Here is a 6,245-nt window from a genome sequence, read left to right on the forward strand (position 1 = left end):
CCGGGCGTCGCGCGAACCGCTGCTGTTCGCCGCCCGCCGCCTGCACGCCGAGGGCATAGTGATGATCTTCGCCGCTCGGGACGGCGAGGGCTGCTTCCCCGCCCAGGGCCTCGCGGAGCTGCGCCTGCGCGGGCTGGCCCCCGATGCGGCCGCCGCCCTGCTCGACCGGCATCCGCTCGCGCCCGCCGTGCGCTACCGGCTGCTCGCCGAGGCCGGCGGCAATCCGCTGGCCCTGCTGGAGCTGCCCGTCGCCCTGGCCGCCGAAGGGGGCAGCGCGTTCTCGCCGGGGGCGCTGCCCCTGACCAGTCGCCTGCAACTGGCGTTCCACGGCCAGGTCAGCCGCATGCCGGCGGCCTGCCAGAGCCTGCTCCTGGTGGCGGCGGCGGACGAGGCCGGCGAACTGGCCGTGATCCTGGGCGCCGGCGCCGCGCTGGGGGCGGCCGTCGAGGACCTCTCCCCCGCCGAGGAGGCCGGCCTGGTGCGGCGCGGCGACGCCGACGGGACCACCATCCGCTTCCGCCACCCGCTGATCCGCGCCGTCGTCTACCAGCGGGCGCCCCTCGGGCAACGCCTCGCCGCCCACCGCGCGCTCGCCGCCGCCCTCGCCTCGCCCGAGCAGGCCGACCGGCGCGCCTGGCACCTGGCGGCAGCCGCCACCGGCGGCGACGAGGAGGCCGCCGCCGCGCTGGAGCGCACCGCCGCCCGCGCCCGCGAACGCAGCGGACACGAGGCGGCCGCGGCGGCGTACGAGCGGGCCGCCCGCCTGAGCGTCGACCCCGCCGCCCGGGCGCGCCGCGAGGCCCTGGCGGCGGAGGCGGCACTGGAGGCGGGCGATCTGGAGCGAGCCAGGACCCTCGGGGACCGGGCCGCCCGGCGACTCGACGCCCCGGCGGTGCGGGCCCGCGTCGCCCAGGTGCGGGCGCTCGCGGACTTCTGGCAGGGCTCCTACTCCGCCGCCCATCGGTCGCTGCTCGACGGCGCCGGGCTCGTGCGCGACACCGACGCGGGACAGGCCGCCGGGCTGCTCGTGCAGGCCGTGCACACCTCCTGGTATCTGGGGGAACGGCAGCTCGCGGCGACGCTGGACCGGCTGGCCGCGCTGCCGTTGGCCGACGCGGACCCGCTCGCGCCGCTCGGGCCGTACCTCGCCCACCTCGACCCGGAACGGGACGGGCCGCCTCCGCCGTTGGGCGACACCCTCGCGGCGGTACGGCGGCGCGGCGGGGCCCCCGACCAGACGTTGCTGATCCTCTGCGGAGCGGCCCTCGCGTTGGGCCAGGACGCCGACGCGTACGAGCTGGCGGGCACGCTCGCCGCCGGGCACCGTTCCCGGGGTGGCGTCGGGCGGCTGCCGACGGTGCTCTTCTTCATGGCCGAGGGCGAGGTGTTCACCGGCCGCTACCTGGACGCCCTCGCCACGGCGACCGAGGCCCTGCGGCTCGCCCGCGACACCGGCCAGCAGCAGTGGGTCAGCCAGTTCAGCAGCGTGCTCGCCCACCTCGACGCCGTCCGGGGGGACGAGGCGGCCTGCCGGCGTAACGCGGAGGAGGGGCTGGCGGCGGCCACCGTCGGGGCCGTCTCCCCCGGCGCGCCCTGGGCGCACTGGTCGCTCGGGCTGCTGGATCTCGGCCTCGGCCGCGCCGAGGCCGCGCTCGCCCGCTTCGAGCGCCTGACCCGCGAGCCGATGCGCCACCACATCTGCGCCACGCGGTCCGTTCCCGACCTGGTGGAGGCGGCGGTCCGGGTGGACGCGCCGCAGCGGGCCGTCGAACCGCTGGCGCGCCTGCGGCGGTGGGCCGGGTCGGTCCGGCAGCCGTGGGCCGACGCGCTCGTGCTTCGCTGCCGCGGGCTGCTCGCCGACGACGACCAGGCCGAAGCGTTCTACACGGCGGCCCTCGATCTGCACGACCAGGACGGCCGCCCGGTGGAGTACGCCCGGACCGCGCTGCTCCACGGCGAGTGGCTGCGCAGGGCCCGACGCAAGGCCGAGGCGCGCGGACCGCTGACCGACGCCCTGGAGGTCTTCGACCGGCTCGGCATGCGGCCGTGGGCCGACCGCGCCCGGGGCGAGCTGACCGCGACCGGCGCCCAGGAGCGGGGCCCCCGGCCCGCCGCGGGCCCCGCCGCCGACCTGACCCCGCAGGAACTGCAGATCGCCCGCCTCGCCGCGCAGGGGCTGTCCAACCGCGACATCGCCGCCCAGCTCTTCCTCAGCCACCGGACCGTCGGCTACCACCTCTACAAGGCCTACCCCAAGCTCGGCGTCGCCTCCCGGGGCGAGCTGAAGGACCTCGCCGCCCGGCTGGGCCTGTGAGATCGTGTCTCGATGATCACTCCTGACCAGGTGTCACCGGGACAGACCCTCGCCGTGGACGTCGACGCGATCGCGCCGGTCGAGCTGGGACCCGGTGTCCACGTACGGGCGCTGCCGGGCATGCCGGGGATCAGGACGTGGGTGATCGACCTCGCCCCGGGCGCCGAATGGCCGGACCTCGACGTCCACGAGACCTACGGCGAGGCGTACTTCGTCGTGCGCGGCGAGATCGTCGAGGGCGAGCACGTCCACGGCCCGGGCAGCTACGTCGCGTTCGGTCCGAAGACGAGCCACCGGCCCCGTACGCGGACCGGTGTGCGCGCCTTCGGCTTCAACTACGACGTCACCGGCTGACGGGCGCCGAGGCTCTCCCGGATGCCGGCGGCCATCGCGGCCGAGTCGTGGTCGGGCCCGACGCCGTCGACGATGATGACCTCGCCCTCCAGATGGTTCGCCCGCAGCGGCAGGATCGCCTGGTAGGCGTCCGACTCGTACCAGTCCCGGGCGCTCTCCCGCGACGGGAACTCGAGCATGACGACGCTCCCGGGCCAGGTGCCCTCGCGGACGTCGACCGGTCCGCCGTGGACGACGAAGCGGCCGCCGAACGGGTCCATCGTCGACTGGATCCTCTCCATGTACTCCAGCACCTCCGGGTGCATCTCCTCGGGGTCGCGAAGGTGCGCGATCACGTAGGCGGTCATGGTTCCTCCTGTTGTTTCCGGTACGACGGGGGCGGGGCGGCCGCCGGCCCGCCCCCGGGGGTGTGTGTTCAGACGCCGGCCGGCACCTTGTCGAGGAAGCCGAGGACCTGGCTGATCCGGCCGTCCGCACCGATCGCCACGACGTCGAAGCCGACGACGACCGGCTCGGCGCCCTCGGGCCCCAGGTGCCAGGTGAAGCGCGCGATGTCGTGGTGGGCGTCCACGGCGCCGCCGAGGCTGAAGACCAGCCCGCCGAACTGCCCCTGCACCGCCGCGATGGTGGCGTCGAGCCCGTCCCTGCCCCGCACGGAGACCAGCGGGTCGGTGTACGTCGCGTCCTCGGCGAACACCTCCGCCAGGACGGCCTGCCGCTCGGCGGCGTCGGTCTCGTTCCACGCGGCGATGTAGCGCTGGACCAGCTCGTTGGTGTCGCTCATGGCTTTCTCCCTCAGTGCTCGTTGCTCTTGTGACCACCACGTTAGGCAGCCGGGGAGGCCGGGGAATCTGACGTGCTTAGGTACTTCCGCGCCAGTCGACCGGCCGTCCCCGACGACTGCGACCGCGCCGCGCCCCGGGTCGCCGGCGGCATGCGCCGCCGACGACCCGCGAACGTCACGGGCGGCGGTCAGCCGGCCTCGTCGAGCACGGGGATGAGCTGCTCCTCCTCGTACGCCAGGTGGGCCTCCAGTTCGGTGGTGAGGCGCTCGACCTCGCGGCGGACCTCGGCCGGGTCGGCGTCGGGTTCGCCGATGACCCGCTGGAGTCGGTCGACGAGGGCCGCGACGCGGCGGTGTTCCTCGCGCAGCCGGGCCAGCGTCGCGGCGAGGTCGGGACGCCGCTGCTCGAGGCCGGCGAACATGCCGGCGTCCTCGTTGCGGTGGTGGTGGTGCAGGCCCTGGCAGACGGTCAGGCAGTTCGCCCGCAACTGGGCGCCCAGGCCCGGGCCGGAGCGGGCCACCTCGTCGCGGATCAGCGCGAGTTCCCGCCGGAACGCGTCGTGGACCAGCTTGAGCGCCGCGCCCCAGGACGCCGCGTTCGGCGGCCCGCCCGCCACCTGGCGCAACGCCAGCACGGGAATCACCCGGGACGTCCTCGCCTGGTACGCGGCCCAGCCCGGGTCGGCCTCCACGGCCCGGGCGAAGATCTCGTCGCGTTCGGCCCCGGTCAGCACCTGGGCGTGCGCCTGGTAGGTGAAGACCCCGTCCTCGACGGTGGCGGACGGGTCGGCGAGGAGGTTGTGGTACCAGTCGGGGTGCTTCGCGGCGCCCCCGGCGGAGGCGATGACGAGGATGCGGTCGCCGTCGGGCAGGTAGCCGACCGGCGTGGTGTGCGGGGCGCCGGAGCGGGCGCCGGTGGTGGTGAGCAGGATCAGTCGGGCGCCCTCGAAGGGCCCTCCGACGCGGCCGGAGTTGGCGCGGAACTCGTCGATGATCCGCTGGTTGAAGTGGTTGGGCAAGACTCTGCTTCCTGTTCGGCACGAGGATGCGGCCACGGTGGATCGCCCGCCCGGCGAGGGTGGCGGCGAGGAGTCGGCTGGCGCCGGCGTGCGGCCGGCGTGGGCGGCGGGAGGGGCGCGCGGCCGGTGGACGCGAGGTCGACACCGGCGGGGTGCGGCGCATCGGCGGGTCGGTGGCCCGCCCCGGCGGCTCGGCGGACCACGGGCCCGCCCCCGGCTCACCGAACGGCCGGGTGCCCTGTCCGCTCGTGGCCCATGGCCGACCCGGCAGTCACGCCTGCGACCCTAGTGGTCGGTCGTCGCGCCGGGCAACGGATTCGGGGGCGCTACGCCGCCCGGCGCCGCCAGGGCAGCCGCCATGCCCGGCGGGCCCGGCGCGGCGGGGCGGGCGGTGTCGCGGGGACCGGGTCCGGCGCGGCGGCGCTTCGCCGCTCGGCCCGCCACCGGCGTACGACGTCGTCGGCGTCGACCGGCCGCACCGCGACCCGCGGGCCGGTGGGCATGCGCAGCCAGGAGACGATCTGCGCGTTGAGGTCGGCGACGAACGCCCGCACGGACTCCTCCGTCGGCAGGTCGCGCACCTCGTCGGGCACCTGCTCGATGCGGCGGCGCAGCAGCAGCGGGGTCGGCAGCAGCAGGTCGGTCGGGAGCGCCTCGCGCTCCAGGAAGCTCTTGATCCACCACGACTCGTCGTAGGGCTGGCCGTGACCAGGGATCGGCTTGCCCGTGCCGGGCAGGTTGTCGAACTCGCCGCGTTCCTGCGCGGAGCGGATCCGGGCCTCGACCGTCGCGTCCCACCTGTCCACCTGTCGACACCTCCCCCGCCCACGGTAACGCGGCCCCGGGCGCCGGGGCCGCCGCAAGGCGACAGCGCCGCGACGACGCCCGGCATTCCCGGGTCAGGCCCAGCGGGCGTGCCGGTGGCCGTCGCGGGGGAACGGCGGCCGGGCCGGCAGCACCTCCTGGAAGCGGTAGCCGGCCTTCTCCGCGACGCGGCAGGACGCCGGGTTGTCGACCTGGTGCATCAGGTCCAGCCGGCGCAGGCCGGTGAACCGGGCGAACGCCCAGCCGGTGACCGCCGCCAGGGCGTGCGGGGCGACGCCCCGACCCCGGGCGGGCGCGGCCGTCCAGTAGCCGACCTCGGCGTCCGCGCGTCCCTCGGCGACGTTCTTGAGCACCACCTGCGCGACCAGCGTCTCGCCGGTCGGGCCGGGCTCGACCACGGCGAAGCTGAACCGGCCGCCGCCGTCCCAGTCCCGGTGCGCGGCGGCCACGAACCGGCGCGCCTCGTCGTTCGTGGTCACCGGCGCCCGGGTCCAGCGGCGCAGCACCGGGTCCCGGTACGTGGCCACCAGGGCGTCGGCGTCGTCGTCGCGCCAGGGACGCAACAGCAGTTCCGGCAGGGTCGCGGTGGCCGGGGCGCGCAGCATCGGCCCAGTGTGCCCGCCGCGGTCCGCGCCGTGGGGGCGCGGCGGGGTGACCTCGGTCCCACCCACCTGCTTTTGCCGTTCCGGCAACGGTGTTTGCCGCCGGCGCAGGGTCCGGCGGACAGTCGGGGCGACGGCGGGCACGGGGGCCGCCGGAACGGAGGGAGAGTTCCATGCGCGAGACGTACGACGTGGTGGTCGTGGGCGGCGGCGCGGCCGGGCTGAGCGGGGCGCTGGCCCTGACCCGGGCCCGCCGCTCGGTGCTGGTGGTGGACGGCGGCGAGCCGCGCAACGCGCCGGCCGGCAACGTGCACAACTATCTCGCCCGGGAGGGCACGCCCCCGGGC

General features: G+C 76.3%; 8 protein-coding genes. 3 read left to right on the forward strand and 5 right to left on the reverse strand.

What is annotated here, in order from left to right; translation table 11 throughout:
• On the forward strand, positions 1–2,314 hold a 2,314-nt coding region (locus tag ACWENR_RS29025), incomplete at its 5' end, for a LuxR C-terminal-related transcriptional regulator (RefSeq protein WP_452280136.1).
• 12 nt (positions 2,315–2,326) lie between these two features.
• On the forward strand, positions 2,327–2,668 hold the full coding sequence (locus ACWENR_RS29030; protein WP_452280137.1) for a hypothetical protein: 342 nt from the start codon (positions 2,327–2,329) through the stop codon (positions 2,666–2,668).
• Here ACWENR_RS29030 and ACWENR_RS29035 read toward each other — a convergent pair.
• From ACWENR_RS29035 to ACWENR_RS29055, 5 genes are all read right to left on the reverse strand, one after another.
• Entirely contained in the window at positions 2,650–3,015 is a 366-nt protein-coding gene (locus ACWENR_RS29035; RefSeq protein WP_452280138.1) for a DUF1330 domain-containing protein, read from the reverse strand. The genes ACWENR_RS29030 and ACWENR_RS29035 overlap by 19 nt on opposite strands.
• Before the next feature lie 68 nt (positions 3,016–3,083).
• Positions 3,084–3,452 carry a nuclear transport factor 2 family protein gene (locus ACWENR_RS29040; protein ID WP_452280139.1) on the reverse strand — a complete coding sequence of 123 codons (369 nt, stop codon included), beginning with the start codon at positions 3,450–3,452 and terminating at the stop codon, positions 3,084–3,086.
• Positions 3,453–3,640: 188 nt separating this feature from the next.
• Positions 3,641–4,471, reverse strand: coding sequence for a nitroreductase/quinone reductase family protein (locus ACWENR_RS29045; protein ID WP_452280140.1), 831 nt, complete (start codon positions 4,469–4,471; stop codon positions 3,641–3,643).
• A 326-nt stretch (positions 4,472–4,797) separates the two neighbouring features.
• Positions 4,798–5,277 carry a DnaJ family domain-containing protein gene (locus ACWENR_RS29050; RefSeq protein WP_452280141.1) on the reverse strand — a complete coding sequence of 160 codons (480 nt, stop codon included), beginning with the start codon at positions 5,275–5,277 and terminating at the stop codon, positions 4,798–4,800.
• A gap of 93 nt (positions 5,278–5,370) precedes the next feature.
• Positions 5,371–5,901, reverse strand: a complete 531-nt coding sequence (locus ACWENR_RS29055; RefSeq protein ID WP_452280142.1) for a GNAT family N-acetyltransferase — start codon at positions 5,899–5,901, stop codon at positions 5,371–5,373.
• A gap of 170 nt (positions 5,902–6,071) precedes the next feature.
• Here ACWENR_RS29055 and ACWENR_RS29060 point away from each other — a divergent pair.
• The coding region (locus tag ACWENR_RS29060) for an FAD-dependent oxidoreductase (protein ID WP_452280143.1) at positions 6,072–6,245 on the forward strand (174 nt) is incomplete at its 3' end.

The organism is Micromonospora sp. NPDC004336 (assembly GCF_053602615.1).

Excerpts from the sequence above, each read along its gene's own strand:
- ACWENR_RS29030 (WP_452280137.1), top strand. The coding sequence starts at position 2,327 with ATGATCACTCCTGACCAGGTGTCACCGGGACAGACCCTCGCCGTGGAC.
- ACWENR_RS29035 (WP_452280138.1), bottom strand. The coding sequence starts at position 3,015 with ATGACCGCCTACGTGATCGCGCACCTTCGCGACCCCGAGGAGATGCAC.
- ACWENR_RS29040 (WP_452280139.1), bottom strand. The coding sequence starts at position 3,452 with ATGAGCGACACCAACGAGCTGGTCCAGCGCTACATCGCCGCGTGGAAC.
- ACWENR_RS29055 (WP_452280142.1), bottom strand. The coding sequence starts at position 5,901 with ATGCTGCGCGCCCCGGCCACCGCGACCCTGCCGGAACTGCTGTTGCGT.